This is a genomic window from Exiguobacterium sp. s70 (assembly GCF_018618315.1).
Taxonomy (GTDB): domain Bacteria; phylum Bacillota; class Bacilli; order Exiguobacteriales; family Exiguobacteriaceae; genus Exiguobacterium; species Exiguobacterium chiriqhucha.
In genome coordinates, this window is the sequence record NZ_JACSLV010000001.1 from 15,383 (window position 1) to 41,628 (window position 26,246).

At 53.1% G+C, this 26,246-nt stretch carries 30 protein-coding genes; 8 read left to right on the top strand and 22 right to left on the bottom strand.

Going from position 1 to position 26,246, the window contains the following annotated elements:
• Positions 1-83: 83 nt before the first annotated feature.
• A complete protein-coding gene (locus KNP84_RS00100; RefSeq protein WP_021067655.1) occupies positions 84-1,019 on the top strand; it encodes a magnesium transporter CorA family protein in 936 nt (311 codons plus the stop codon).
• Positions 1,020-1,057: 38 nt separating this feature from the next.
• Here the strand turns inward: KNP84_RS00100 and KNP84_RS00105 are convergent, their stop codons facing one another.
• Positions 1,058-2,170 carry a PP2C family protein-serine/threonine phosphatase gene (locus KNP84_RS00105; protein ID WP_215114022.1) on the bottom strand — a complete coding sequence of 371 codons (1,113 nt, stop codon included), beginning with the start codon at positions 2,168-2,170 and terminating at the stop codon, positions 1,058-1,060.
• Between the two features lie 161 nt (positions 2,171-2,331).
• On the opposite strand from KNP84_RS00105, the gene ytzI reads away from it, so the two are divergent.
• Positions 2,332-2,499, top strand: coding sequence for a YtzI protein (ytzI, locus tag KNP84_RS00110; RefSeq protein WP_021067657.1), 168 nt, complete (start codon positions 2,332-2,334; stop codon positions 2,497-2,499).
• Positions 2,500-2,524: 25 nt separating this feature from the next.
• On the opposite strand, the gene KNP84_RS00115 is transcribed toward ytzI, so the two are convergent.
• Positions 2,525-4,651, bottom strand: coding sequence for a DNA topoisomerase III (locus tag KNP84_RS00115; RefSeq protein ID WP_029595302.1), 2,127 nt, complete (start codon positions 4,649-4,651; stop codon positions 2,525-2,527).
• A 124-nt stretch (positions 4,652-4,775) separates the two neighbouring features.
• Between KNP84_RS00115 and KNP84_RS00120 the strand changes: the two genes are divergently transcribed.
• Positions 4,776-5,645 carry a DMT family transporter gene (locus tag KNP84_RS00120; protein ID WP_029595301.1) on the top strand — a complete coding sequence of 290 codons (870 nt, stop codon included), beginning with the start codon at positions 4,776-4,778 and terminating at the stop codon, positions 5,643-5,645.
• Here KNP84_RS00120 and KNP84_RS00125 read toward each other — a convergent pair.
• The 3 genes from KNP84_RS00125 to KNP84_RS00135 all read right to left on the bottom strand — a co-directional run bounded on the left by KNP84_RS00125 (position 5,640) and on the right by KNP84_RS00135 (position 9,269).
• Positions 5,640-7,022: an MATE family efflux transporter gene (locus KNP84_RS00125; RefSeq protein WP_215114023.1), complete on the bottom strand. Its 1,383-nt coding sequence runs from the start codon at positions 7,020-7,022 to the stop codon at positions 5,640-5,642. The genes KNP84_RS00120 and KNP84_RS00125 overlap by 6 nt on opposite strands.
• Before the next feature lie 81 nt (positions 7,023-7,103).
• The gene (locus KNP84_RS00130; RefSeq protein WP_021067661.1) at positions 7,104-8,357 is read right to left on the bottom strand and encodes a peptidase U32 family protein; all 1,254 of its coding nucleotides are present in this window, start codon (positions 8,355-8,357) and stop codon (positions 7,104-7,106) included.
• Positions 8,358-8,366: 9 nt separating this feature from the next.
• Positions 8,367-9,269 carry a peptidase U32 family protein gene (locus tag KNP84_RS00135; RefSeq protein WP_021067662.1) on the bottom strand — a complete coding sequence of 301 codons (903 nt, stop codon included), beginning with the start codon at positions 9,267-9,269 and terminating at the stop codon, positions 8,367-8,369.
• Between the two features lie 150 nt (positions 9,270-9,419).
• Here KNP84_RS00135 and KNP84_RS00140 point away from each other — a divergent pair, with 150 nt between their 5' ends.
• Positions 9,420-10,214, top strand: coding sequence for an SDR family NAD(P)-dependent oxidoreductase (locus KNP84_RS00140; RefSeq protein WP_021067663.1), 795 nt, complete (start codon positions 9,420-9,422; stop codon positions 10,212-10,214).
• 67 nt (positions 10,215-10,281) lie between these two features.
• Here the strand turns inward: KNP84_RS00140 and KNP84_RS00145 are convergent, their stop codons facing one another.
• The 7 genes from KNP84_RS00145 to rnz are packed head-to-tail and all read right to left on the bottom strand — an operon-like array spanning position 10,282 to position 14,936.
• Positions 10,282-10,602 (bottom strand): hypothetical protein, encoded by a 321-nt coding sequence (locus KNP84_RS00145; protein WP_214714680.1) that lies wholly within the window; start codon positions 10,600-10,602, stop codon positions 10,282-10,284.
• A 34-nt stretch (positions 10,603-10,636) separates the two neighbouring features.
• Complete coding sequence (locus KNP84_RS00150) at positions 10,637-11,182, bottom strand: hypothetical protein (protein WP_215114024.1); 546 nt, start codon at positions 11,180-11,182, stop codon at positions 10,637-10,639.
• Entirely contained in the window at positions 11,158-12,117 is a 960-nt protein-coding gene (locus tag KNP84_RS00155; RefSeq protein WP_215114025.1) for an ATP-binding cassette domain-containing protein, read from the bottom strand. Before KNP84_RS00155 ends, KNP84_RS00150 begins: the two co-directional genes overlap by 25 nt.
• Positions 12,086-12,754 carry a hypothetical protein gene (locus KNP84_RS00160; RefSeq protein WP_214714668.1) on the bottom strand — a complete coding sequence of 223 codons (669 nt, stop codon included), beginning with the start codon at positions 12,752-12,754 and terminating at the stop codon, positions 12,086-12,088. Before KNP84_RS00160 ends, KNP84_RS00155 begins: the two co-directional genes overlap by 32 nt.
• Positions 12,732-13,124, bottom strand: coding sequence for a DUF4430 domain-containing protein (locus tag KNP84_RS00165; protein WP_236355691.1), 393 nt, complete (start codon positions 13,122-13,124; stop codon positions 12,732-12,734). The genes KNP84_RS00160 and KNP84_RS00165 overlap by 23 nt, the downstream gene beginning before the upstream one ends.
• 14 nt (positions 13,125-13,138) lie before the next feature.
• Entirely contained in the window at positions 13,139-14,029 is an 891-nt protein-coding gene (locus KNP84_RS00170) for a hypothetical protein (RefSeq protein WP_029595291.1), read from the bottom strand.
• Position 14,030: 1 nt separating this feature from the next.
• Positions 14,031-14,936: a ribonuclease Z gene (gene rnz / locus KNP84_RS00175; protein ID WP_131471245.1), complete on the bottom strand. Its 906-nt coding sequence runs from the start codon at positions 14,934-14,936 to the stop codon at positions 14,031-14,033.
• Between the two features lie 75 nt (positions 14,937-15,011).
• Here rnz and KNP84_RS00180 point away from each other — a divergent pair, with 75 nt between their 5' ends.
• On the top strand, positions 15,012-15,185 hold the full coding sequence (locus KNP84_RS00180; protein ID WP_021067671.1) for a hypothetical protein: 174 nt from the start codon (positions 15,012-15,014) through the stop codon (positions 15,183-15,185).
• Between the two features lie 44 nt (positions 15,186-15,229).
• Here KNP84_RS00180 and KNP84_RS00185 read toward each other — a convergent pair whose 3' ends face one another.
• Together KNP84_RS00185 and KNP84_RS00190 are read right to left on the bottom strand one after the other, a co-directional pair.
• The gene (locus tag KNP84_RS00185) at positions 15,230-16,360 is read right to left on the bottom strand and encodes a M20/M25/M40 family metallo-hydrolase (RefSeq protein ID WP_029595289.1); all 1,131 of its coding nucleotides are present in this window, start codon (positions 16,358-16,360) and stop codon (positions 15,230-15,232) included.
• Between the two features lie 179 nt (positions 16,361-16,539).
• The gene (locus tag KNP84_RS00190; RefSeq protein WP_021067673.1) at positions 16,540-17,529 is read right to left on the bottom strand and encodes an aromatic acid exporter family protein; all 990 of its coding nucleotides are present in this window, start codon (positions 17,527-17,529) and stop codon (positions 16,540-16,542) included.
• Between the two features lie 97 nt (positions 17,530-17,626).
• On the opposite strand from KNP84_RS00190, the gene KNP84_RS00195 reads away from it, so the two are divergent.
• Both KNP84_RS00195 and fadH read left to right on the top strand, forming a co-directional pair.
• Complete coding sequence (locus tag KNP84_RS00195; protein WP_353049092.1) at positions 17,627-18,676, top strand: N-acetylglucosaminidase; 1,050 nt, start codon at positions 17,627-17,629, stop codon at positions 18,674-18,676.
• A gap of 93 nt (positions 18,677-18,769) precedes the next feature.
• A complete protein-coding gene (gene fadH / locus KNP84_RS00200) occupies positions 18,770-19,534 on the top strand; it encodes a 2,4-dienoyl-CoA reductase (RefSeq protein WP_021067675.1) in 765 nt (254 codons plus the stop codon).
• A 32-nt stretch (positions 19,535-19,566) separates the two neighbouring features.
• Here fadH and KNP84_RS00205 read toward each other — a convergent pair whose 3' ends face one another.
• From KNP84_RS00205 to KNP84_RS00240, 8 genes are all read right to left on the bottom strand, one after another.
• Positions 19,567-20,154: an HD domain-containing protein gene (locus KNP84_RS00205; protein WP_251131093.1), complete on the bottom strand. Its 588-nt coding sequence runs from the start codon at positions 20,152-20,154 to the stop codon at positions 19,567-19,569.
• The gene (locus KNP84_RS00210) at positions 20,154-20,828 is read right to left on the bottom strand and encodes a metal-dependent hydrolase (RefSeq protein ID WP_214753165.1); all 675 of its coding nucleotides are present in this window, start codon (positions 20,826-20,828) and stop codon (positions 20,154-20,156) included. The genes KNP84_RS00205 and KNP84_RS00210 overlap by 1 nt, the downstream gene beginning before the upstream one ends.
• A gap of 39 nt (positions 20,829-20,867) precedes the next feature.
• Positions 20,868-21,590, bottom strand: coding sequence for an amino acid ABC transporter ATP-binding protein (locus KNP84_RS00215; protein WP_029595286.1), 723 nt, complete (start codon positions 21,588-21,590; stop codon positions 20,868-20,870).
• On the bottom strand, positions 21,587-22,246 hold the full coding sequence (locus KNP84_RS00220) for an amino acid ABC transporter permease (protein WP_021067679.1): 660 nt from the start codon (positions 22,244-22,246) through the stop codon (positions 21,587-21,589). The genes KNP84_RS00215 and KNP84_RS00220 overlap by 4 nt, the downstream gene beginning before the upstream one ends.
• A 56-nt stretch (positions 22,247-22,302) precedes the next feature.
• Positions 22,303-23,091, bottom strand: a complete 789-nt coding sequence (locus KNP84_RS00225) for a transporter substrate-binding domain-containing protein (protein ID WP_029595285.1) — start codon at positions 23,089-23,091, stop codon at positions 22,303-22,305.
• A gap of 183 nt (positions 23,092-23,274) precedes the next feature.
• The gene (locus KNP84_RS00230) at positions 23,275-23,616 is read right to left on the bottom strand and encodes a DUF952 domain-containing protein (RefSeq protein ID WP_021067681.1); all 342 of its coding nucleotides are present in this window, start codon (positions 23,614-23,616) and stop codon (positions 23,275-23,277) included.
• 55 nt (positions 23,617-23,671) lie between these two features.
• A complete protein-coding gene (locus KNP84_RS00235) occupies positions 23,672-24,100 on the bottom strand; it encodes a BrxA/BrxB family bacilliredoxin (protein WP_021067682.1) in 429 nt (142 codons plus the stop codon).
• 34 nt (positions 24,101-24,134) lie between these two features.
• Complete coding sequence (locus KNP84_RS00240; RefSeq protein WP_353049093.1) at positions 24,135-25,319, bottom strand: class I SAM-dependent methyltransferase; 1,185 nt, start codon at positions 25,317-25,319, stop codon at positions 24,135-24,137.
• 99 nt (positions 25,320-25,418) lie between these two features.
• Here KNP84_RS00240 and KNP84_RS00245 point away from each other — a divergent pair, with 99 nt between their 5' ends.
• Positions 25,419-26,195 (top strand): sporulation protein, encoded by a 777-nt coding sequence (locus KNP84_RS00245; protein WP_021067684.1) that lies wholly within the window; start codon positions 25,419-25,421, stop codon positions 26,193-26,195.
• Positions 26,196-26,246: the final 51 nt, after the last annotated feature.

A 26,246-nucleotide genomic window follows, 5' to 3' on the forward strand; every position in this document is an offset into this window, starting at 1 on the left:
AAACAAAAAAACTCCTCCTTTTCCGATTGCACTCTCCCATTCGCCTACCTATAATTAGGTTGAGCTAAGGTAGGAGGAACATTATGCTAACGATTTACCGTACCGACGCATCTGGGCGTGTCGACGAAATCGAAGACTTTGACAAAGGGAGCTGGATTCAACTCGTCAATCCGACGAAAGATGAGGCCGATCAAGTCATCGCCGCCTCCGGCATTCCTGAAGATTTCGTCTACGACCCGCTTGATATTGAAGAAAAACCACGATTTGAAAAAGATGATGAGGGCCTCCTCATGATCATTGACGTCCCATATGTGGAAGAAGACGACACAGGACGCGCCTATAATACGATTCCACTTGGGATTATCGTCACGGGACGACACTTCATCACCGTCTGTTCGCGTGACCTCGACGTGCTCAATTTGTTCGCCAACGGAAAAGCCCGTTTGTTCCGGACGAACTACCGGAGCCGGTTCGTCTTTCAGATTTTGCACCGAGTCAGCATGACGTACTTGCGCTTCCTTCGCCAAATCGATCGGCGCATGGACGAGCTCGAGCAAGAGTTGCAACGTTCGATGCGAAATCAGGAAATCTTTCAATTGATGAACTTACAGAAGTCGCTCGTCTACTTCATGACGTCGCTCAAAGCGAACGACAGCGTCCTCGACCGCATCGTCAAGACACCGAGTCTCGAGAAGCACGAGGAAGACGAGGAGTTGCTCGAAGACGTGTTCGTCGAGCACCGTCAGGCGATGGAGATGGCGTCGATTTATAACGATATCATCAGCATCAAGATGGACGCCTTCGGTTCGATTATCTCGAACAACGTCAACTTCGTCATGAAGTTCTTGGCCTCGATCACGATCGTACTTAGTATTCCGACGATGATTTCTGGAATATTCGGGATGAACGTCCAAGTGCCGTGGGAAGGACAACCAATCGGCTTTGTGTTCGCCATTACGATGATGATCGGTTTCTCAAGCCTCGCCTTTTACATTTTGTGGCGCAAGCGATATTTCTAAAAAAAGATGGTGTTGCCCGTTGCGGCGACACCATCTTTTTACATCAATTTGACTGTGACGAGACACAAGTCATCGTCGATCTCGATTTTAGGGACGAGTTGTTCGGCGACGTGACGCGCGTAGTCAAGCCCGTATGACGCGATGTCCTTCTCGAGCCAGCGGATGCCGTCGTCGATGTCTTTGCTGTAACATTCCATCAATCCATCTGTATACATATGCATCGTCATCCCCGGATCGATGTCGATGACCTTCGATTCAAAATTCGGTTCCTCGAACATGCCGACCGGGACACCGGTCGTCTCGAGACGGGTCACACCCGAGTCCGACGTCACGATGACCGGCGGATGACCGGCGTTGACGTACTCGATTTGACGCTTCGTCGTGTCGATATAACAATAGACGGCCGTGAAATAGCTCTGCATGTCCTCTCCCGAGAACAAGAACGTCATCTGACGGTTCAACTCACTCATCACATCGACCGGGTATTGTACGTTGCTGACGAGACCGGGCAAAATCGACCGAATCCCCATCGTAATCAACGCCGACGAGACACCATGCCCCATCACGTCGAAGATGATGACCCCATAGCGATCCGGTGCGACCTGGAACCAGGCATACATATCCCCGGCCAGTTTTTTAGACGGCAAGTAGAGGGCCCGGACGTCAATCTCATCGTTGCTGATGGGCGGGGTCAACGCGCTCTGTTGAATCTTTTGTGCGAGATCGAGGTCATATTGGAGCCGCGCCTCATATTTTTTGCGTTCATCGACGGCCGCTTTGTAACGGAGTGCGGAGCGGATGCGCGCGAGCAGTTCCGTGATTTTAATCGGTTTCGTCGTATAGTCGGACGCTTCAGCGTCGAGACCTTCTGCGATTTGCTTTTCCTCGGTGCGACCCGAGACCATAATGACGGGAAGTTCCTCATAGCCGCTCATCTGTCGAATCCGTTTGCACGTCTCGATTCCAGAGATTCCTGGCATCTCGACATCAAGCAGGACAAGGTCGTATAGCGACGGGGCTTGCGGGTCCATCAGGAGCGCGAGCGCATCTTCACCACTCGAGACTGAAATCGTCTCATAATCATGTTGATGCAATAATTGTTCGAGAACCATCGTATTGACCGGTTCGTCGTCCACAATCAAAATCGCCATAGTCATCCCTACTTTCTCTGTCAGTGTTCTTCTGCATATTATTGTATCATATCTAATCGCTTCATTAGGTATTTCAATGCTGTGACAGTTCGAAGTGGTTCAAAGATGGAGAATCTCGTTCGTTTTTGGCATACTGGAAGTACGAAAGCGAGGAATGCCGCATGGGATGGATATTCGCTGTGAGCGGTTTGATTATTTTGCTCGTCTTAATCGCGTCAATCGTTGTCATTCAAAAAGGATATGCCTATAAAGACAACAAGGACGACATCGTGCTCGATTACGATGAAATCAATCGCCGCATCACTGAAGAAGAACAGCAGAAAAAATAGAGCCATCGGCGGATGGCTCTATTTTTTATTTAAATTCGAATCGAAGTGCCCCTTTTTCAAGGTAGAGCGCGGCATCGAACGTCTTGTCCCCTTTTTTGAACGTGTGCACGTTCGATTGCCCGCCGTTAATCATCTGTTTCAGTTCATCTTTGGCAATTCCGACGCCGAGTACTTGTTTCGACATCGTAAACTTGCAACCTTCGCGAAAGCCGCTACAACCGATGAATTTCGCATGCTCGACGAGTCCCTTGCCACAGCTCGGGCAGACGCCGAACGATGCTTTCGGCCGCGCCGCCGACTTCTTCCCGAAACGTCGGGCTTCAATCGTATAGCCTTCCGGGTTCGCCGTCTCGACTCGCGCTTTCGCCTCTTCGACGAGATGAATCGACATCTTTTTCGCCTGGTCGATAAATTCGGCGGCCGAAGCCGATGCCTGCCCGATTTCGTTGAGACGTTTCTCCCATTTGGCCGTCATGGCCGGTGAAGCAAGGATACTGTCACCGAGCACGTCAATCAACAAGCGCCCTTTATCGGTCGGGACGAGTTCTTTCTTTTGTAGGTCGACATAGCCCCGCTTCTTCAATCCGTCGATAATATTGGCTCGTGTCGCCTCGGTTCCAAGCCCCTCGACTTCTTTCATGATATGAATCAGTTCTTCATCATCGAGCTGCTTACCGGCCACCTTCATCGCCATGATGAGCGCGCCTTCTGTATACCGTTTCGGTGGCTCCGTTTGTTTCGATAATACTTCGACTTTCTTTTCCGTCAACGGCTCCCCGAGTGTGAGCGCCGGGAGTTCGACGTCTTTGGACTTCATCTCGACGACTTGACGATAGCCGGCACTGACGACGACCGTCCCTTTTGCCCGGTACAGGTCGTCGCCGTCCATGAGGTCGACCGTCGTTTTCTCAAGCTTGGCCGGAGGGGCGAACGCCGCAAGAAAGCGACGGTTAATCAAATCGTATAGTTTTGCCTCATCCCCGCTAAGTCGGGCCACATCGCCACACGCCTCGGTCGGGATGATCGCATAGTGATCACTGACCTTTTTCGCGTTGACGTAGCGGCTGTTCCGGGACGGGTTCTCGGTCAACACGTCTTTCAACTCGGCATAGGCCGCCGACTTCAATAGCCTTGCTTTCGTCTGTGGGAACAACGTCGCCTCGTCCGGTGTGACGAAACTTGAGTCAGTCCGCGGATAACTGATCCATCCTTTCGTATATAGCTTTTGAGCGATGTCGAGCGTCTTCTTCGCCCCGAAGCCGAACCGCTTGCCGGCTTCGGCCTGCAAACCCGATAAACTGAACCAAAACGGCGGGTATTCCGTCTTGTCCTCTTTGTCAATCGAACGGACAATCGCCGTCCCGGTCGCCCGGTTGACGACCGCGTCGGCTTGTTCGCGAGTCTTTAGTTTCGTCGTCTTACCGAGCGTGTATTTCGCTTTGAACGTGCCGCGTCCTTTTTGAAGCGTCGCCTCGACCTCAAAATACGGCTCTGGGACGAACTGTTTAATCTCACGTTCGCGATTGACAATCAAAGCGAGCGTCGGAGTCTGGACACGGCCTAGCGAAAACACGTCCTCGATGCCGATCGTCTTCAACAGCGTTGTATACGCTCTTGATGCGTTCATGCCGACGAGCCAGTCGGCACAGGCGCGACTCATTGCTTCGTGATAGTACGGGACCGTCTGGTCGCCTGGTAGCAGTGCGGCGAAACCACGGTCGACCGCCTGCTCGGTCAAACTCGAGATCCATAGGCGCGACAAAGGTTTTTGATTGCCGGCGAGCCGTAAAATGAGACGGACGATGGCTTCTCCTTCCCGCTCGGCATCGGATGCGATAATGACGTCGGTGATGGACCGGTCGTGCAGCCATTTCTTAATCGTCTGGAACGGTTTCGACTTGCCTTTCGAGATGCGATAGTCGAATCGGTCCGGCACGATTGGGAGCGACTCATATTTCCAAGACTTCCATTCCGGCTTATAATGGGACGGTTCTTGCAGCTCGCATAAGTGACCGACCGCCCAGACGACGATGGCGCCTTCTGGGAACCGGGCACATGAAGCGATCTCAATCTCGTCTTTTTTCTTTTTTGATGGATACGGCGCAGCCAGTTTTTGGGCCTGCGACGGTTTCTCCGCAATAATTAATCTCATAGGATCCCTACTTTCACAGTCATCCGAAATCTCGTCGGAACGACACTTTCGAGAAAGAATGTATTTTCTTATCTATTCTATAATATCATTAGAAGAGTATGTACAACATAAAGGGGGATGTCTCTTGTCTTATCTTATCTTATTCGCCGCCGTCTTCTTCTTATCGACGAGCGTCTTGTTCGTCAAATGGACGTCCGCACCGGCCGAGACGGCCGCGTTTTACCGTATGCTGATCACGTGCCTGATGTTGTTGCCCTTCGTCGATTTCAAATCGCTCCTCGGGACACGACTCATGACGCGATATGCCTTGCTCCTCAGCGGGACGTTGCTTGCGTTCCATTTTTGGCTCTGGTTTTTATCGCTCGATTATACAACCGTCGCCAGCTCGACGCTGTTCGTCACTTCGAGCCCGATTTTTGTCTTAATCGGGAACGCCTTGATTTTTAAAAAGAATCCGACCCGGAAAGGGTTAGCCTTCGCGCTCATCGCTGTCTTCGGAGGTATGCTTGTCGCGGCAGGCGACATTCAACTCGGACGTGAAGCGCTGTTCGGGGACTTGCTCGCTTTAATCGCCGCTCTGCTCATCGCCGGCTATTGGCTCGTCGGCCAACACGTCCGGACCGAGATGAACACGAATACATACTCGTTCAGCGTCTATCTCGTCGCAGCGGTCGTCCTCTGTTTCATGCTTCTCGTCCGGGGGACGACGTTCACCGCGTTCGAATCGGTCAACTGGTGGTATTTCCTCGCCCTCGCCTTCTTCCCGACGATTTTAGGACATAACTTGTTCAACTATGCGCTCGCCCGTGTCAGTGCGACCGTTGTCAGCATCACCATCCTTGGCGAGGCATTGTGGGGCATGCTGTTCGGGTTCGTCTTCTTCGACGAGCGTCTCGGCGTGATGCAATGGGTCGGTGCGGCCGTCCTGCTCGGCGGAATTTACTTGTTCCTAAAAGAAGACGCCCGCTCCACAAGAACGGACGTCGCTTCATAAATTGGTTGCTTTCGCTTCGATTTCGTCTTCTGACGGGCGGAATAAGAGCTTGCGATCCCAAACAGCCATCCCGACCGCTGTCAGGAAGGTCATCGCATCAGCGATTGGGAACGCGAGCCAGACACCGAACACGCCGAAGAAGTTCGGCAGGATGAAGACGAGTGGAATCGTATAGAGCGTCTGCCGCGACAGCGACAAGAACATCGCGACCCGAGCCTTCCCGAGTGATTGGTAGATGCCGTTGACGAGCATTTGCACACTCGGGAGGAACGAGACGGCGAACAACACATGAATCGCCGTCACGCCGCCGGCAATCAAGTTGGCGTCGGTTGTGAACATGCGCATCAGTTGTTCCGGAATCAACTGGAGCGTCAACCAGATGATGACGGCGATGGTAATTCCAGCCCGCATTGCCGTCCAAATCGTTTCCCTCATCCGGTCGAATTGTTTGGCGCCGAAATTGTAACCGACAATCGGCTGCATGCCTTGGACAATGCCCATAATCGGCATCCCGACGAGCGCCATGAATTTATTGATGATCGCAAAGATGGCAAGTTCCTCGGTCCCGCCGTACGTTCCGAGCATGACGTTGACCCCGACGAATAAAATCGACTGGGACACCATCATGATGAACGAAGATGAGCCGATCGCCATAATCTCCTTCAATTCGCCGAACCGTAATCGAAACTTCCGCCATTGGAAATCGAGATCGGTGCGGCGATTTTTTGAGAAGAAGAAACGGAGCATGAGCACAGACCCGACGACTTGAGCGAGCGCCGTCGACCAAGCCGCCCCGTAAATGCCCCAGCCGAACGTGAAGATGAATAGCGGCGTCGTCACCAAGTTGACGACAACGGTCGTGAGCATCACTTTCATCTGATAAGGCGCCTGTCCTTCAGCCCGTACCATCGCGCTCGCCGCGAGTGTGAACATGAAGAACGGAGAGCTAATGAGCACGACCGATAAGTATTGTCGGCTCAGTTCCATGATGGCCGACGTCGCTCCGAACACTTTCAAGATGTCATCCAACATGAAAAAGGCGGAACTGACCGCAAAAGCGGCGAACACACCGACGAGGACGAGCACGTTCAAAAACGTGACGGCGGCACCGGCATCGTCGCCTTTGCCGAGTTTCCTTGAACTGATGGATGCCCCGCCCAAACCGACAGCGCTCGAGACGGCCATAAGAATCATTTGAATCGGAAAGGCGATCCCGATGGCAGCCACGGCAGTCGACCCGATGCCACGGGCGACGAAGATTGTATCAATGATGTTGTACAGTGCCGTCACCAGCATCCCGATCATTGCCGGTAGCGACAGTTTGAACAGCAGGCGTCCGATTGGATCGGTCCGGAGCTGCTCCGTATTCTGATTCATGCTTCCATCCCCTTTGTCGTCTATGTTAACAGGTTAGCAAGATTGGATGGAACGGTCGACTATGTTGTCTTGCCGGATGTGTCAGACCGGGCTCGGCACAGGTGTGTTCACGACGCCGGCTTTTCGCTTGCGCATGATGAAATCGGTCGCGACCGGTTGCTCGACCTTGACACGTACCGTCATCATCGCCTGGTTCGCCGTCTCGAGGCTTTCTCCCGACTCATCGTACAGCTCATCGATGCGCTGCGAGAAACGGACGAAGCCGGGACCGAAGAACTCGACTTCTTCCCCGCGCCGAAAATGGTTTCGTTGCTCGAGTGTCGCTATTTTTGTCGTCGGTTCATACGCGATGACGCGTGCCGCGAATGCATATTGCGGGATGGCGCGCGGCTTACCGAATAGTTGCTCGTTCTCGGTCGGGACGCCGTAATAGAATCCGGTCGCGAGTTCTCGTTGTGCCGCTTTCCAGATTTCTTCTTCCCACGCCGGATTAAACTCGAAGCCCTCGGGGTCATTACAGTACGCGTCGATGACTTGACGATAGACGTTACAAACGGTCGCCACATAGTGAATCGATTTCATCCGTCCCTCAATTTTCAAGCTGTCGACGCCAGCGTCGACCAAGTCCGGAATGTGACGTACCATCGCCAAGTCGACCGAGCTCATCGAGAACGGTTCCTCGTCGCGTGCTGCCATCTCGTCAGTCAACAGTTCGTCCGCCTCAAAGAATCCGTACTTCCAACGGCACGACTGGGCACAGCCACCCCGGTTCGCATCGCGGAGCGCCATATGGTTCGATAAGGTGCAACGTCCCGAGTACGAGATGCACATCGCCCCATGGACGAACGTCTCGATTTCGACATCGACTTGCCGTTTCATCTCTTTGATTTCTTCCATCGATACTTCGCGGGCGAGAACGATTCGCTCCAATCCTTCCTCTTGCCAAAAGCGGAGCGTCTCATAGTTCGTCGCTGACGCCTGCGTCGACAAATGGACCGGAAGTCCCGGCGCATCCGTGAGGCATACCTCGATCATGGCCGGATCGGACACGATGACGGCATCAATGCCGATATCGCGAAGCTTGCAAAAGAACTCGCCCGCGCCATCGATATCGCCTTCATGGGTCACCATATTCGCGGCGACATACACTTTTGCCCCGCGCGCATGGGCGAACGCGACGCCTTCGGCCATCTCGTCATACCCAAAATTGCCTGCCCGAGAGCGGAGTCCGAACTGTTGTCCCCCGATAAAGACCGCATCGGCCCCATACAAAATCGCCATCTTCAATTTTTCTAAGTTGCCGGCCGGTGCTAATAATTCTGGACGTTTTTTCATCTCAATCCCTCACTTGATCTCTTCTGGATTTCGTAACAATAGTCCCGTCCCGAGCCGGAATTGTTCCGGCTGCAGTTCGGCGAGACGCCGTTCCATGACGAGACGGTCGAATCGACCGTTCAATAAATCTGAGCGGGCCTTATCGAACAAGCGGACGATATCAACGAATGCATCACCCGCGTGCCAACCCTCGAGCTTCCACGTGTGTAGGCCGCCTGTTATTAAAGTGGGCAGTTGTCCCATAAGCGTCAAATCCTCAGAGAACACATGCGTCCCGTTTTCGTCTTCATACACCGGATAGCGGCTGTCCGCATCCGATGGTTCGCTCACATAGTATTCGCGTGCTTCTGCCAACGTGTTCGATCGGCCAATCTCATTGAAGTAGTTCGTCAAGAGCGGACGTTTCGAATGATGGATACACGTCGGTCCGTACACTTGGACTTCGACCGGCAATCCGATTTGCTGTTGAATCAGCCCGAGTTCAGTCAACGTCACTTCACGGGCCGCGATTGCCCCGATTGCATCGCGTTTGCCCCAAAATTGAATGTGTCGGGCCGACGTGACGAGCGTTTGAGCATCATACCAATAGGGGATATTTGCATTACGGATTAAGCGGATGGCGCCCGGGTCACCGGCCGTCACACTGTCAACCCCGATTGTTTTTAAAGCCGATAAATAGTCAGGCAGCGTCTCAATCTGATGATTGTGCATCAAATTATTGACGGCGACGGTCACTTCTTTGCCATAACGGTGGGCAATCGCTGTGACTTCTCGCACAGCCTCCAACGACCAGTCTCCCTTATGGCGTAACCCGTATGTTGCTTCTCCGATATAGATGCGGTCAGAGCCCGCCATAATCAGCGCTTCTGCTTGCTCGACGCCCTGTGCTGTAGTCACTAGCTGTATCATCATCTGGTTTCTTCTCCTCACTTTGTGAGTCTAATCACATATTCTTGCTATACTCTAGCATACGTTTTGACGTCGCGGCCGAGCAGGAATTTAACAACTCGTGAAGAAATCAGTAACAATGTATGACTTTTTATATCGAAGGAGTGGACGATTTTGACAAAAACAGCCTTAATTACTGGAGCCTCGACAGGAATCGGACTCGATCTTGCCGTGTTAGCGGCCCGGGATGGATTTGATTGTATCCTCGTGTCTCGCAACGAGCCTCGGTTGCACGAATTAAAAAAAGTACTGGAGAAACGTTACCGTGTCAGCGTACACGTCTTCGCCCTCGATTTGTCTGAACACCAAGCCGTAAAACGATTGACGAGTGCAATCGCCGATGCCGGACTGACGGTCGACTTTTTAATCAACAATGCCGGTTTCGGAACGGCCGGCGAGTTTATCGAGCTCGATGCCGAGACCGAGGCCGAAGAGGTCCGTTTGAACGTCAACGCCTTGACCGAATTGACGAAAGCTTATTTGCCGGGCATGGTGGAACGGAATCATGGCTATGTGTTGAACGTCGCATCGGTCGCCGCCTTCCAACCTGGTCCGTATATGGCGGTCTACTACGCGACGAAGGCCTACGTGTTATCGCTCACCGAGGCGCTCCATGCCGAAGTGAAAGGAACAGGCGTGCACGTGAGTGTCCTCTGTCCAGGTCCAACCGATACCGGATTCTTCAATCGGGCCGGCAGCGAGATGATGGTGTCAAAAATGCCGTCTCATCTCGTCGCTTTCTTCGGCTATAAAGGCGTCATGACCAACAAACGCGTCATCGTGCCGGGTGTGTCGAACCAACTGCTTGTCGCCGCGGCCAAGCTCATGCCACGCGCAGTCAGCCTTGAGATTTTGCGCCGCTTCCAAAAACCATCAGATGCTGGATCGGAAGACGTCTCGACGATTTAACCCATGTATGCACGTTAAAAAAGGAGGAGGTCCCCCGGGGGACTTCCTCCTGCTTTATGTGATTTGATTATGACCGCGCCAACTGAATCATGCGCCGGATGAGTGTTATGCCCGGAATACACACCATCAGTGTCGTCGCCACGACGACCGACCAAGCCAAGGTGCTTTCGAGGGTGAGCGCCCGTTCCGTCAGCCCGCCGAGGACGCTTCCACCTTGGACGGACAAGACGATCATGAGTGCCGGCCAAACGCTGGCCCCGAGGATACTGAGCATCCCGTAGCGCGTCCGTAGCAGCCGACGTGACATCAAAAACAGATTGAGCCCCATAAACAACAGTCCGATGAAAAGAAACCAACCGATTTCAACCAGATTGACGTATCCGCTCATGCACGTGTCACCTCACTCGTGTGATACCTACTTGTTACCCGTCTTCCCGCACAAATATGCGAACGAACAAGTCATGCAACAAGATGAGGAAGACGGCGTTCCCGATGCCGTGGGCCACATCGAACGGTAGACTGAGCACGAGCAGTTTGACGAAGTCGGCCCCGATGACCTCCGCGAACGAAAGATTGGCCGTCCAGCCGAAGAGAAAACCGGCCCCCAGACCTACTAAAGCTAGGAGCCACAGCGAGTGACGAAGCAGTGGTTTAAGTAAAATGACGACGAGTACGACGAGAAGCCATCCTAAAAATTGAAACAAGACGAACGGACCGAGTCCGAGCAACAGTCCCGATAAAATCGGGACGAACAACGCCAGCATCGCGGCGCTCGTGAACCCGAAATACAAGGCCGTCAACATGAGCAACGCCGTCGACGGTTGCACGTTCGGGATGGCCACGAATAACCAGCGCCCGATGACGGCAAGCGCGAGAATCTGTGTCAGAACGGCGATCGGGATGTCCGTCCGCTCAAATCTTGACATGATCGCCGCCGCAATGATTAGGATGAGGACGTATGTGACCATAGCGCACTCCGTTTCCTATACTCGTCTAAATCGCCATCGAAGACAATCGTACCGTTCGACAGGCAAAGGATACGGTCCGCCGCCTGAATCAGTTGCTCATCATGTGTCGCACACAAAACATGTGCCGTCATGGCTTTCTCGGTTAACGCTCGTTCAAACTGAGAGCGCTCTTGCTCGGTCAAGCCCACGCTTGGCTCATCCAACAAGAACAGCGAAGCTTCGGAATCGAAGACGGCCTGCAGTTGAGCGACGCGACGATTCGCCGCATGCGGGAACGGGCCGTACTCTTGCTCGGCCGGTAAATAAACCGGCCGCTCGGCCCATTTAACCTTCCCATACAAGGGACGCACGCTTTTGGCAATCAATTCGAGCAACGTCGATTTCCCGCTCCCGTTCGTTCCGATACAGATGGTCAGTCCTGCCTGCTTCGCCTCGTATGACACATGCTCGACCGCATAGGAAGCCTGCAACGGATGGCGATAGGACACGTCCGTCACGACAAGTTGGGGCTGATTCATGGTCGGATTGACGTGAAACGGGTCGGATGGGGTATGTTCGCGCGCCCTGTCCGTGTATGCAATCCGAACGCCGAGCCCGGTCAACCTGCTGAGCAACATCGTCAAATGCTCGACCCGAAACCGATCCAAATGTCGAAACGGCTCGATTAAGACGATCGCCTCGGATGAATCGGCCAGGGCGTGAGCGATTCGGACGAGTTGCCGTTCCCCACTTGAGCACTCGTCGAATCGCTTATGAAATAGATGATCGATTTGAAGAATGGCAGCCAGTTCGGCTCCTCGCAGGGCGTCACTCCCAGAAATGAGCGATGCGACTTTCCCAGCAAGCGGAGTGTCGAGGCGAACGACTCGCGCTTGTTCTACCCTCACCCACTCCTTGAATTCATCATGTCCGTCTGCCAAGGATAACCAACGCATCGCGCACCCCTCCCTTCGTCAAATATGGATACAGAAGCCAAACAACCGGTGTGACCATAGCCGCAGTCGCCCCGAAACTAGCGAGGACGAGGCATTGGCCCCAGTCATGTCGTTCGAAGCGTCTCATCCGATTCGTCACATATACCGGTTCGAGGCGTTGGCTGTCGATGCCGACGACGACGGCCTCTTGCCAGTCACGTCGCGGATGACTGGCCAACGATAAACGGACCGCCCGTTCCATCGTCGGGACGAGCGCCCAACCGCCGTATAGCAGCCTTGTCGAACGGGGCCATTTGTTCAAGAACGGCAATAAACGCTCGAGGCGCATGAATCGATTGACCCAAATCATACCGAACAAAAAAGTCGCGAGTGGAATCAATTGATTTGTGACACCACCGACCGAAATCCTCCAACCGAGAACGAACGGGGCAAGTGAAATCAATAAGAACGCGAGGATAACACCGAGCATCGCCAGTGGAAACCGTCGTTCCATCAGTAACAAACCGAACAGACCGAGGAGGAGCCAAATCGAGTCATTCAAGTATGTCAACACGTACAAATGGACGAGTAAGAAGAAAAGGAGCGTGACCGGATGTCTGCGCTCCCAATCTGCCTCATTCGAAGAAAGAAATCGCATCTTCTTCGAACCGCCATTGAATGATGTCGGTCGATTCGACTTCTTTGGCTCCGGCGCCTTCATCGCCCGGGCTACCATTGAAGGCGTAAACCCAGCCTGAGGATTGTCCGGCCGACTTCTCTTCAATCCCGTCAACGGCCGTGACATAAGTCATGTCTCCGTCGCCGACCGATTCAATGTCAAGCTCGGTCGCTTCAAGGGCATCGAGTACCGTCGCCCCTTCTTCTAAGCAGACACTCTTCTCATTGAACAGCGTCTCTTCGGTCGCCGCATTGTAAACAGAAATCGTCGGCTCGACATCACAAGCCGCTTCCTCGGTCGATGTCGTATCTCCTCCGCATGCGGTCAAAAGCGGGACAAGTAAACTCATCAGAAGCAATTTTTTCATAAATCAGTCAAATCCTCTCGTTGATGGATAGAGTAGTTGTATAGAATCGTGTATTTCTCACCCGTCGTCCGCCCTTGCTGGCTCAATCCCGACAATTGAATGCTGTTGGCGAGCACCGGCTCGCGTTGCAACCAGAACTTGACGAGGCGATTATCCCGATTGATCATGAGCATCGACTCATTCTCGAACGTGTACATGTCGTACAGCCCATCGAATGAGAACTGGAGGAACGGGGCATCGACTTGTGTCGTGAATTCAGACCAGGCCGGTTTCCGGATCGCGTCGAGCATATGTTCAAAGTCGACGAGTTTCTCGAAGAACGCACTTCCCGAGTCCTTATTCAATTCATCGACTTGACGATACGTCAGCTCGCCCGATTCGTCGTAGTTGATTCGAATCTGTTGATACGAATTTGCGCGTTCGACCATGAGCAAATATTCGAGCGAACGGAGTTCACCGTCCTCGCTGAAAATCATTTTGCTTCGGTCGAGTTTGATGGACTCACTGTTAATCCGGCGCAGAATGTTGTCCGTCATCTCGTCAAACGTCTCGTCTTGAATCGACACCGTTCCAATCTGTTGTGACTCGGCCCGGAATTCGGATTGATCAAAGAGTGGGACGAACAAGAGGACGATGAAGAAAAAGAATCCGACGAGCGCCCCGTACCATTTATAGCGGCTATTGCGTTTCGGGAAGAATAAGAACGACATCAGGAATCCGATTGGAATATGAAAGCCACCAATCGGGAATGAAACGATCCCGAGCAATGAGAAAAATAAAAATTTGATAAGAAAGTTTGGTTCCGGTTCTTTCAGTTGATTTAAGCGTAAACCTAGCAACGTACTGATGACGAAAAAGCCTAGCCATACGTATAGTTGTACTGTCACGTTAATCCCCCACTGTAAACTCGAAGAAGTCAGTCGCTACATGGCTGTCTGGAAACACGGTGCGCACTTCATCCACAAACGCCTCGTCTCGACCTTGATAGCGGGCCGAGATATGCGTGACAATCAAACGGCCAACTTGCGCCGTTTTTGCGAGCGTTGCCGCCTCAACTGTCGTCGAGTGGCCGTATTGACGGGCGAGTTTCGCCTCTGCTTGCATGAACGTCGCTTCATGAACGAGCACGTCGACGCCAGTGGCGAGGATGGCTGCGTTCGGACAAGGGACCGTATCGCCTAGAATCGCCACGACCGGTCCGGGAACCGCGTCAGTGACGTATTCTTTAGAGGCGTACGTTTTCCCTTCAAACTCGAACGTGTCAGACTGCTTGATCGTCCGATAAATCGGTCCGCTCGGGATGCCGAGCGCCTTCACTTTTTCGACGAGCAATGCGCCCGGTCGTTCCGGCGCTTCGATGCGGAATCCATAAGACGGAAAGCGATGTTCAAGCCGTCTGACCGTGACGATGTGCCCGTCCTGTTCGAACGTATCGCCGTCCTCGTACTCGACAATCGTCAAATCATAGCCGAGATAAGAACCGGTTACTTTCATCGTCAACTCGAGCCATTTCTTGATGCCTTTCGGTCCATACAAGGTGAGCGGGCTCGATCCGTCGAGCGCCGAGCGCGTCGACAGAAACCCGGGCAGACCGAAGACGTGATCCCCGTGAAGGTGTGTCACCCAGACGGCTGAGACTTTGCGCGGCTTGACTTTCGTATGCAACATTTGGTGCTGGGTCGCCTCGCCACAATCGATAAGCCACGTCTGTTTCGCAAGCGTAAGTGCCAACCCCGAGACGTTCCGTTGTTTCGACGGCATACCGGAGCCAGTTCCTAAAAATTGTAACTTCATAAATAATATTGTCCTTTCTTGTCGTCCATTCCATGCTATACTGTAGGCAATCGTTGAAAAAGGATGTGATCCGTGATGAAGAAAGTTGAACATTCCGACTCGATCTATCAACAGATCCGGGAACGGGCGACTTCAATGAATCGCAAACACCAACAAGAATTAGGCACCTCAATCCTCATTCACGACATAGCGATGGAACTTCACTGTTCAGACGAACTCGTTTTAGAATCGTTGGAGTTCGCCGCATAATAGCTCGAACACATAGGAAGAGCCGACATCACGTCGGCTCTTTTTCATTTCGTTTTAGGTGTCGCGACGAGCTCGACAATTTGAACGACATATTCAACCAACTTGTACAGTTCGACGAGTGGCATACGCTCGTTCGTCGTATGAATTTCTTCATATCCGACAGCAAGGTTGACGGTCGGAATCCCACCGCCGGCAATCACGTTGGCGTCAGAACCGCCGCCCGAATGCAAGATTCGAATTGGACGGCCAATCGCTGTCGCGGCTGCTTTCGCCACTTCGACGACTTCGTCCCCTTCTTCGAACTTAAAGCCTGGGTACATGATGTCGATGTCGACTTCCGCACGTCCGCCATGTTCTTCAGCTGCGTCAAGATACGCTTGTTTCATCGCTTCGGCTTGTGCTTCCATTTTTTCATGAATCAATGAACGCGCCTCGGCGAGGACTTCGACGTAGTCGCAGACGATGTTCGTGGCACGGCCGCCTTCGAAGCGTCCGATGTTTGCCGTCGTCTCATCATCGATGCGACCTAACTTCATCTTCGCGATTGCTTTCGCCGCGATTTGAATCGCCGATACACCTTTTTCCGGGGCTACACCGGCATGAGCCGTCTTGCCATAGATTTTGGCGTTCACTTTCGCCTGAGTCGGTGCTGCGACGATAATGTCGCCGACCGGGCCATCCGAATCGAGCGCGAATCCAAACTTCGCATCAATTTTCGAAAGATCGAGCACTTTTGCCCCGACGAGCCCAGATTCTTCTCCGACTGTGATCACGAACTGGATTTGACCGTGTGGAATCGCTTGTTCCGTCAACACGCGAACGAGTTCGATCATCGCCGTCAATCCGGTTTTATCATCCGCCCCGAGGATGGTCGTCCCATCCGTCACGACGTAACCGTCTTGAATACTCGTCTTGATTCCTTTACCAGGTGTGACCGTATCCATATGCGCCGTGAAATAGATCGGGTCGACGCCTTGTTTCGTCGCCGGTAGCGTAATAATCAAGTTGTTACCTGAATGAGCCGTTTTCGTCGACGCATCGTCTTCATAGACGTCGCATCCGAGCTCTGTGAAGACCGCCTTTAAATGCTCACAGATGACTGCTTCTTCTTTCGTCTCTGAGTCGATCCCGACCAGTTGTAAAAATGTGTCAAGCACTCGTTTCTCGTTTACCATGAAAACATCCCTCCATCCAAACATTTCTAGGTTATTATAACAAACTCGTGCCGTTTGCACGAACCTTTTCCATTCTGTACAATGAGGACAAACACATTTGGAGGAACGTCATGAGTAAGAAACAGAAAAAGCGTCAACGCATCATTCAAATCGGTGTCGTCGTCATCGTATCCATCTTTTTATTGAGCACGTTTTTGTCCGGGGTGGCCATGTTCCTGTAACAGCAGGATATACCGCTCTTTTAAAATCAAGTAGCTTTTCACGTCCGACAAAATATTTAATAACGATGAACGTACCTCAAATTCCTCACGCGACGTGGGGAGGGGTACGTTTTTTCGATAATGCTCAATCGTCTCTTCGAGCTCCCGTAGGAACGTCGAAGCGTCGGCCCGTTGGTTGACGTTGTCGCCGACGCGCCGAAGGAACGTCGCGACCGGTTTGGCCTCATTGACGACCATCGTGATCTCCCGTGAGTTCTCGGCGATGCGCTTCAAGATGTCATATTGCCGCTCCCGCATTCGGAAGTACAGGTAATCCATGTCCTCGTTCCGCTTCCCAATCGAGTTCCCCATGCGACGGAGCGCGAGGTCTTTCCCTTGTTTCAAATAATCCCGCGTCTTCAAGAGCATCATCGAATGGTCGTTATAGACGCCCGTCTCGACACAGGCGGCCACATCATAAAAGTGAACGGCGAGGGCCCGGTCGATATTGTCTTTGATGCGCTCGATCTCTTTATCAAGTGTCGGCATATACATGTTGACGACGAGTCCGACCCCGACGCCGATGGCGATCAATAACAGCTCGTTCACGAACAAATCGAGCGAGAACTGCCCTTCCGTATATAGATGGGTCAAGATGACGACACTCGTGATCATGCCGTCCTGCAGTTTGAGCTGTTGAACGAGTGGGATGAACATGACAAAATAAAGTGTGAGCGTCGCCGGTGAATAACCGAGCAAGGTGAACATTAATGCCCCCATGCCGATTGCAATCAGGCTGGCCATGACCCGCTCATAGGAAGCCCGAAACGACTTTTTCCGTGTCTCCTGAATACTGAGGATGGCGATGATGGCTGCGAAGACGTAGTAATCGAGATGAATCGTCTCGGAGATGAGCATGGCGATCCCGGCTGCTGCCGCCGTCTTGAGCGTACGTGATCCGATTTTCATAAAATCTCCTCCTCTCTCACAAAATTGTTCACTAGTTTGTTCCGTTTGGCAATCCATATGTTTGGAAGTGATCGTATTGAAAAGAAAAAAACGTGGCGTGATTCCCACGCTGCTCACGCTCGCCCTCGCCGTTTTAGGTTTCCTTTGGCTCCAAGACCGTCCGAGCGGCTCGTATACCGTTCAGACCTATGACAGCGGGGACGTCTCGACCCGATCATTTGAGTCACTCGACGAGGCGCGGGACTATATGGAACGTGGGGGCAACCGGGCCCTGCTCGATGCGTCAGGCGACGTCATCGACTTCATAGGTACCGGTATCGCCGTCACCCCGACCGACCGAATCACGAACTTGTATCAAGACGCCGAGTTTAAGAAACGGCAGTCGTATGTCGCCGGTGGGACCCGCCTCCGTCTCGTGCAGACGGCCGACAAGCATTTGTTGGTGAACATTTCCGGCGCCGACGTCTACGTGAAGCCGGCCGACATGACGCTTTATCCAGACGCCGTCGTCGAGCGTCGCGGCTTCTATCAGATGCGGGACGGACAAGTGTTCCATACCGTCGAGGCGAACGGCAACTTGGCCGGGACGTTCCTCGTCGGACCGGCGCCGCAACAGTCGTCCGACCGCTATTATACGGAGGACGTGCGCGACGTGTTCGATTCGCCATACCAGTTCGCCTCGATCGCGTCGAAGGCACCGTATTCGGCTCGCGAGCTCGACGCCTTCCTCGGCTCACTCGACGACAGCCCGCTCGCTGGTAAAGGCGACGCCTTCAAAGATGCCGAGGCAGAGTTCGGCATCAACGCCTTGTTCCTCATGGCCGTCGCCGGACACGAGTCCGGATTCGGTACGTCAGCCATCGCCCGGGAAAAGAATAACTTGTTCGGCTTCCAGGCGACCGACAACGACCCGAGCGGAAATGCGGCCTCCTATCCGTCTGTCGAGGCGAGCATCGATGCGGCGGCTCGTTTATTCGCCGAAAAGTACGTGACGGGCGCCTATGACCGAGGACCGTTCCCTGGCAATAAACAAGAAGGCGTCAACGTCAATTACGCCTCGGACCCGTATTGGGGCGAGAAAGTCGCCGGGACGATGTATCGCATCGACCGTGAACTCGGATTGACCTATTTAGAGCAGTTGAAGTGATGGCCCAACGGCCGTCACTTTTTTTGCAGGAATCCCCCCTTCGCTGAGCGAATACATAAACTGAACGACCATTCATTCCAAAGGGGGATTTGTATGAAAACGATTTGGATCACAGGTGGCTCATCGGGGATGGGCAAGGCGATGGCGCTAAAATTTAAGACCGAGGGCTGGAACGTCGCCATCAGCGGCCGCAACGAGGAGCGGCTACAAGAAGCGATGGGCGAACTGGAGACCATCGGGGCCGGAGCGGCGATAGCCGTGCAACACGATGTGCGTGACTATGAGGGGTGTGCCGTTGCGCTCGATCAAATCATTGAACGGTTCGGTCCAGTGCACGCGCTCGTTAACAACGCGGCCGGTAATTTCGTTTGCCCGACGCTCGACTTGACGCCGAACGGATGGACGAGCGTCATCGACATCGTCTTGAACGGGACGTTCAACTGCACCCACGTGCTCGGCAAGCATTGGGAACGGGAGCAACTGCGTGACGGCTCCATCATCAACATGGTCGCGTCGTATGCCTGGCAAGCGGGCGCCGGTGTCGCACCGAGCGCGGCCGCCAAGGCCGGTGTGCTCAATTTGACGCGAACGCTCGCCGTCGAATGGGGATATCAGTTCGGGGCGCGTGTGAACGCGATTAGCCCGGGTCCAATCGAGCGGACAGGTGGAGCCGACAAACTAGCCGTCCACGTCAAAGAAGTCGAGCGCATCCGCCGCAATGTGCCGCTCGGACGGTTCGGGACACCGGAAGAGATTGCCGACCTCGCCTTTTGGATGGCGTCGGACGAGATGCGCTATTTGAACGGGGAATGCATTTCCCTCGACGGTGGCCATTGGTTAAATAAACATCCGTTCTAACCAAAAAACGGCCGAGGGATTCCTCGGCCGTTTCATATGTCTTGCCCTGTCCATTCCGCTTCGAACCGGTCCAAAAAGATAACCATGAACGCGTGGCGGTCCCGGGCGATTCGTCTCGCCCGTTCCGTATGCATTTGATTCGCGAGCCGGAGCAACTTCTCCTCGAAATGAGCGATCGCGCTTTTCGAGTCACCCTCGCCGTGGAGGCTATTGCCACGTGCGCCGGCAAATTGGAACGTCCGGGCGATGCCGATTGCCCCAATCGCGTCGAGCCGGTCGGCGTCTTGCAGCATCGCGCTCTCACGTGACGACGGGGACCGTCCTTTTGAAAAGGACGACTCTTCAATCATCGTCAGGACGTGAGCCCGTTGTTCGGGGTCGATCGGTAACGTGTCAAGGTGACGTGCGACGAGACCTTTATCACGTCCAAGCTTCTCATCCTCGACATCATGCAAGAGCGCCGCGAGCGTCAAAGCGAGACCGTCGACCGCTTCGCCTTCCGCGAGATGCGTCGTCAAACGGCGCACGCGGTCGAGATGGGCCATATCATGGCCGGTATGGTCTCCGGCATGCAGCTTCGCCACGTACCGTTCGGTCTCGAGCACCGCTGGATGCATCATCAAATCTCAATCGTCGTGTTCGGCTCAATCAAGAGACCACGTTGGTGCAATTGATCGCAGAACGCCCGTGCGTCTTGTTTGATGGGCGGGAACGTATCGAAATGGATTGGGACGACTCGTTTTGCTTGGAGCCAGTGCGCCGCATCGAGTGCGTCGACCGGTCCCATCGTGAAGTTGTCCCCGATCGGGAGGAAGGCGACGTCGATCTCGAAGCGTTCGCCGTACAGTTTCATATCCGAAAATAGTGCCGTGTCCCCGGCGTGGTATACCGTGAGCGCGTTCGTCTCGATGATGAACCCGCCCGGCATTCCCATATAGACTGGGACGTCGCCCATGTCGAGACTCGAGCTATGGAACGCCTGCGTCATCGTGACGCGGCCGAACGCGAACGAATGGCCGCCCCCGATGTTCATGCCGTGGACCGAAAAACCCTTCTTCTCATAATATGTCGCCAGCTCGTGTGTCGCGACGATCGTTGCGCCCGTCTGTTTCGCAATCAATTCGACGTCTTCGATATGGTCAAAATGGGCGTGGGTGAGCAAGATATAGTCTGCTTTGACACTCGCCGGGTCGACGTCCGTATGCGGATTGCTCGTCAGGAACGGATCGATTAAGACGGATGTCCCGTCGATATCGAGTTGCACGGTCGCGTGGCCATAGTAGGTGATCTTCATTGAAATCCTCCCTTTCTGGTGTCAGATGGATCGTTTCAGTTATAAGACTTTTTCTAAGAAGCGTTTTGCGCGGTCGGTCTGCGGATTGAGAAGCAGGTCGGCCGGTTTGCCTTCCTCCATCAAGATGCCTTCGTCGAGGAAGAGGACACGGTCCGCCACTTCACGGGCAAAGCCCATCTCGTGCGTGACGACGACCATCGTCATCCCAGACTCGGCGAGCCCTTTCATGACATCGAGCACTTCGTTGACCATCTCTGGGTCGAGCGCTGACGTCGGCTCATCGAACAACATGACGTTCGGCTCCATGGCGAGCGCCCGGGCGATCGCGACACGTTGTTTTTGTCCACCCGACAGTTGACTCGGATAGGCGTCGATTTTCTCGGACAATCCGACCCGTTCGAGGAGCTTTTTCGCCCGTTCAATCGCCTCGGCCTTGCTCACTTTCAAGACGTTGATCGGCGCGTATATCAAATTGTCGAGCACGCTCATATGCGGGAACAAGTTGAACTGTTGAAACACCATCCCGATATTTTGGCGTGCTTTCGAGACGTTCGCCCCTTTTTTCGTGAGCTCATAGCCGGCGACGCTGACCGTTCCAGACGTCGGCACCTCGAGCATGTTCAAGCAACGGAGGAACGTCGATTTCCCCGAACCGGACGGACCGATGACGGCGACGACTTCCCCTTTCTCAATCGATGTCGTAATGCCTTTGAGGACCTCGAGGTCACCAAATTGTTTGTATAAATCGTTTACTTGTATCATCTGCCATCACTCTTTCTAAGCCGTTTTTCTAGACGTTGACCAAGATACGTCAACACCATCACTATTGTAAAGTATATCACACCGGCAAACAGGAGCGGTTCAAAGTAGATCGCCTTTTGCCCACCGACGATTTGCGCCCGGCGCATGATGTCGAGCACACCGACCGTCGAGACGAGCGCCGATTCTTTCGTGAGCGTAATCATCTCGTTGACGAGGGCCGGCAAGATGTTTTTGAACGCCTGCGGCAAGATGATTGACCGCAGTTGTTTGACGTACGGGACGCCGAGGGCATCCGACGCTTCCCACTGGCCTTTATCGACCGCTTGAATCCCGGCCCGAATGATTTCCGAGATATACGCCGCCGAGTTGAGTGAGAAGGCGATGACGGCCGATTGGTATGGCGTCGTGATATATCCGGTCAATTGCGGCAATCCGAAGTGGATGATTGCGAGTTGCAAGATGAGCGGGGTTCCGCGGAACACGGCCGTATAGGCGTGCCCGATGAAGTTGACGAGACGGTTTGGGACGATTTTGAATGTGGCGACGACGACGCCAAGCGTAATCCCGAACAAGGCCGAGACGAGCACGACTTGGAACATGACGGGAATCCCTTCGAGAATATACGGGATAGAATCATAAATCCGACTAAAATCCATTGTGAGTTCCTCCTAAAAAAGGCTGACTGATGCTTTCAGTCAGCCTTCTACAATCTTTATTCAGCTGGTGCAGCTTCTTGTTCGAACCATTTTTGAGCCAACTTCTCGATTTCTCCTGAATCGATCATCTTGTTCAACTCTTCATTGAACTGATCACGGAGCTCGTCGTCCTTACGGAAGGCAGCGGCTGAACCGGCCTCTTCCTCGTCGACGATTTCAAACGTCGTGAGTTCACTGTCTTGATCGAGATATTTCTTCGCGACCGTGTCCTCGATGACCATCGCATCGATGCGGCCGGTCTTGATTTCTTGAATAATCTCTGGAATCTTGTTCAAGGCGACGATTTCAGCACCCGGGATTTGCTCTTTGGCAATCCCTTCTTGAATCGATCCGAGTTGGACCCCGACTTGTTTCCCGTCCAAGTCCTCAAGCGACTGGATGGCATCCCCTTTTGACAAAATCAAGTTCTTCGCCGTGAAGTAGATGTCTGAGAAATCGGCGTTCTCTTTCCGTTCTTCTGTCGGTGTCATACCCGCCATGACGAAATCGACACGACCGGCGTTGAGCGCCCCGAGCAGGCTCCCGAAGTCCATGTCTTCAATTTTCAATTCGTAGCCCATGTTCTCGGCCACTTGCTTGGCGATATCGATATCGAATCCGACAATCTCATCCCCGTTCGCCGTATCGACGAATTCATATGGGAAGTAGTCCGCACTCGTCCCCATGACGATGACTTTGTCATCTTCATCGGTCGATGTCGAACCTCCTTCGTTCACGTCTGCCCCACAGGCTACAGTAAAAGCGGCTAGGCTTGCGATACATAATGCTAGAAAACCTTTTTTCATGTTCATCGTCCCTTTCTTCAATAGGATGAAATTATCAGAACTTTAACAAAATTATGACATATATGTGAATGTTGCTCAACTGTTCTCTGACTCATCATATGTCCGACTTGTTCTTCAACCACTATATACACATAATTATTACTTGTAAAGTATATTCATGCATAAAATCTAAAAAAAATACGGTCACATTCGCTCGTAAGCAAAATAAGTGACCGTACCATTGTCCCGAGAGCCGTAGGGCTGCACTCGTTTGACCGAAGCGATGGGAATGGCGCTATACACGTGGGGATAGCGTTCCCCGTCCTCGTCAAACTCATAGTGGAGCAGGCTGCCGAGACGTCCGACATGGAACGAGACGAGCACGACTCGCTCCCCATGATAATGTCGACGCACGAATTTGCCGATCTGTTGCGGGGTGCAACAACGAATGTACCCTTCCGTTTGGAGGGTCGGCTCGTTGATCTCGCCGCGCGACAAAGCAATCGTATATTCGGCCTCGCTCATGATTTTGACGACTGGTTCCATCTCATCGATCCCTTCTTAAGGAAAAGCGCAAAGGCAATGCCTCTGCGCTCACTTCTTAGGCGTAGTAAATATCGAACAACGTCTGTAACTGCTCGACGAGCTCTTCGGCCGTTGATGACTCGATTGTGCTCCGTTCGACCATCGTGACGATATTGCCGTCTTCTAACAGCGCGATCGATGGTGACGACGGGGCATAACCTTCGAAGTATTCACGGGCGCGGTCAGTCGCTTCACGGTCTTGACCCGCGAACACAGTCACGAACTGGTCCGGTTTGACGCCTTCCATCTTATTCACGTACGCGGCTGCCGGACGAGCGATGCCACCGGCACAGCCACATACCGAGTTGACGAGCACGAGCGTCTTGCCTTCTTTCGTTAATGCTGCGTCAACTTCTTCCGGTGTCGTGAGTTCTGTGTACCCTGCAGAGCGTACCTCATTGCGAGCTTGTTCGACTACATCTTGAAAGTATAATTGAAAATCCATATTGTTTCCCCTTTCGACTTGCGTCTGTTCTTTCTTATTTTACGTCTAGTGGATCGGTTAGGACAAGTCTATCGCTCAATTGTCCTTCAAGGAACGGTGTCGCGTTCAACAGCGTCTTGAAGGCCACATAGCGGGCCCGCGCTTCAGCGGTCGCTTCCCGGTTCGTCAAATAGGCCCGGATGAGGATGTTCTTCGGCGTGTGCTCCATATCGATGAACTCGAGGAGTTGCGCCTCATAGCCGACGAGTCCAAGTAATTCGGCCCGAATCGAATCGGTGGCGAGCGCCGCGAACCGTTCTTTGATGAGTCCATGCTGCAACATGACGTCAAGGCTCGGTGCCTCAAGTTGACGGTTCAATTCTTTTTGACAACACGGCACGCTCAAGATGACTTTCGCCCCCCAACGCACGGCCCGAGCGAGCGCCATATCCGTTGCGACGTCGCACGCATGAAGTGTGACGACCATATCGACCGCCGTCTCCCCTTCGAACTCATTGATGTCACCGACGAGGAACTCGAGACGTTCATACCCGAGGTCGCTCGCAATCCCGGCACATTCCTCGATGACTTCTTTCTTCAAATCGAGCCCGGTGATATGGACGTCATAGCCTTTCATCTCATGCAAGAAGTGATAGAGGGCGAACGTCAAATACGACTTCCCGGAGCCGAAATCGAGAATCCGGATGGTCCGGTCGGTCGGTAAATGTTTGATCGAGTCTTCGATAAATTCGAGGAAGCGGTTGATTTGCTTGAACTTGTCATACTTTTGGCGTTTCACTTTCCCATCCTCGGACTGGACGCCGAGTCGGATGAGGAACGGTACCGGCTCATCGAGCGGCAACAGGTACTGCTTCTCGCGGTTATGACTCAGCTTCACTTGTTTGACGGCCGTCTCGCGCTCCTTGAACGTCACTTTGAACTTTTTAGACAGTTGAAAGTGGAACTCGGACGCCTTCAACTGGAACTGTCCTTGGCGGAACGTCTCGAGCAATTCATCGAGTTCGATGACCGCCTCGTCCGGTGTGAGATTTTTATGTTTCATTACCCGTTCAAATTGGTATTCGAATTGTATATGGTACTCGCCTTTCAACAGGACCGGCTTCAATTTGACCCGGCGTAAATCGTTCGACTTTTGACGCGGTTGACTTATTGTCGCTGTGACGAGCTCGTTCTGGCGAATCACATCAGCCAGCCGTTCGGTTAATGCTGTATATTCCACTGCGTTCATCCTTTTTTCAATAGTTTCGAAACTTTTGTTCACGTGTATTCGTACATACTATTACACGAACACGTGCAAACGTCAAAGGAGGATCATTGTATGTTTAAAAAGTTATTATCATCGATTGGAATCGGCGCCGCGACGGTGGATACGCGACTCGAAGAGAGTGCCTGTGTGCCAGGCGGGACACTGAATGGTGTCGTCCATATCAAGGGAGGCAGCACCGAGCAATCGGTCGACCGGATTTACATCTTCTTCAACACGCTCTATAAGCATGAGGTGAACGACAAGACGACGTATTCGACGTTCACGATCGAGAAGATTTTGTTGAACGAAGCGCCGTTCATGATCGGTCCCGAAGAAGTGAAGGAAATCCCGTTCACAATTGACGTGCCGTTCAACACGCCGATTTCGGTCAGCCAATCGAAATCGTGGATCGAGACCGGTCTCGATATCGCCCAGGCCGTCGACCCGAAAGACGAGGACTCGATTCTCGTCAAACCGAACCAGGCCCAACAAGTCGTCCTCGACGTGCTCGACGACATCGGCTTCCGCTTGAAGAAGGCCGATACGGAGATGCTTCCGGCCCGGCATCGTTCCGGCCGTCTCCCGATTGCCCAAGAGCTCGAATACTCGCCGAACGGGACGAGCTACGGACGTAAACTCGATGAGCTCGAAGTCGTCATGCTCCAAACAGAATCGTCGTTAGACTTATTGATTCAAGTCGACAAGAGCGTCCACAATCTCGGCAGCCTGTTCGCCGACTTGACCGGGACCGACGAATCGACACACCGCCTCAGCTACACGAACGCCGAGCTCACTTCGCCCGAACGAATTCGCCGCGATATCGAAGCGTTGATTGAACGTTCCATCTGAACCATGTTGCCACGGACAATTCCGTGGCTTTTTTATTTTCCATATGAAAAA